At 74.0% G+C, this 1232-nt stretch carries 2 protein-coding genes; both read right to left on the bottom strand.

Going from position 1 to position 1232, the window contains the following annotated elements; genetic code table 11:
* Positions 1 to 206 precede the first annotated feature (206 nt).
* Entirely contained in the window at positions 207 to 632 is a 426-nt protein-coding gene (locus tag ACFSL4_RS15485; RefSeq protein ID WP_381082824.1) for a cytochrome c maturation protein CcmE domain-containing protein, read from the bottom strand.
* A gap of 94 nt (positions 633 to 726) precedes the next feature.
* On the bottom strand, positions 727 to 1232 hold a 506-nt coding region (gene ccsA, locus ACFSL4_RS15490), incomplete at its 5' end, for a cytochrome c biogenesis protein CcsA (protein WP_381082826.1).

The following is a 1232-nucleotide window of genomic DNA, read 5'->3' on the forward strand; positions in this document are numbered from 1 at the left end:
GGCGCAGGCCCGCCGGCCGCACACCGGCCGGTCGGCGCATCCGCACGCGGGCGGCTACGGGGATCCCGCGGCGGGCCCGAGCCGCCGATCCTGTCGGGAGGCGAGTCGTCGTGGATCGCGGCCGACCGCCGGTCGGGGAGGCGGAAAGGCCGTCGGCGCCGACGGGCGGGCGGGTACGGCAGTCCTGGCCACCGTTGGGGCCGCGGTCACCGCGTGCCGCCGCCCGCGCGGTCCGAGATCTTCTCCCGCGTCTTCGTCACGTACTGGTTGGAGTGCTTGACCAACAGCGTGTCGGCGACGAAGCGGCCCTGGCCGTCGACGCTGCCCTCCACCAGGACGCCCTGGCCCTCCCGGAAGATCGCGGTCGTCGCGCCGTCATAGGTGACGGGCAGATCGCGGGCGCCGTCCGTGATGATGAAACGGACGACGGAGCCGTTGCGGCGCAGGGTGCCCTGCTCGACCAGGCCGCCGAGGCGCACCCGTTCGCCGGGGCGCACCTTGGCGGCGATCTCGCTCGGGGTCCGGTAGTAGACCAGGTCGTCCCCCGACCCCCAGACGCCGAGCACTCCGAGCACGCCGGCCGCGGCGACGCCGACGACGGCGAGCCGGGCGCGTGGCGTCGACAGCCGCATCACCGGCTCCTTCGCTGCGAGGGCCCCACCACGACCCAGGCGAGGTAACCCGCCCAGAACACCGCGGTGGTGAGATAGCCGATCAGTAGGTAGATCACCGTTCGCCTCCCGGCTCCAGGCGGGGAACCACGACGACCTCGACCAGCGGCCGCTCGGTCTCGTTCCCGGGTTCGGGCGCGGCGGGCATCGCCTGCTCGCCGAGGAGACGGACGCGCCGCATCCACACCCACGCCGCGGCGAGCGTGAACGCGACGACCGCGGCGATCAGCGTGACGAACATGATCGTCGGCAGCGCTCCGTCGGGGCCTCCGGGACGCAGCACGGTCGGCGGCTGGTGCAGCGTCCGCCACCAGACGACCGAGAAGTGCACGACCGGCACGTTGACGACCGCGAGCACGCCGACGGCGGCGGCACGCCGCGCGTTCAGGTGCGGATCCTCGGCCAGCCCGCGCACGCCGAGGTAGCCGATGTAGACGAGGAGCAGGACCACGGTGGTCACCAGCCGGGGGTCCCACGTCCACCAGGTGCCCCAGGTCGGCTTGGCCCACAGGCTGCCCAGCACGATCGCCAGCGCGGTCAGGCCGACGCCGAGCTCGGCGG

The sequence above is a fragment of the Streptomyces caeni genome (assembly GCF_042678285.1).
In the GTDB taxonomy this organism is placed as follows: domain Bacteria; phylum Actinomycetota; class Actinomycetes; order Streptomycetales; family Streptomycetaceae; genus Streptomyces; species Streptomyces caeni.

Bases quoted from the DNA above. Each gene is read 5' to 3' on its own strand.
- ACFSL4_RS15485 (WP_381082824.1), bottom strand. From the start codon at position 632: ATGCGGCTGTCGACGCCACGCGCCCGGCTCGCCGTCGTCGGCGTCGCC.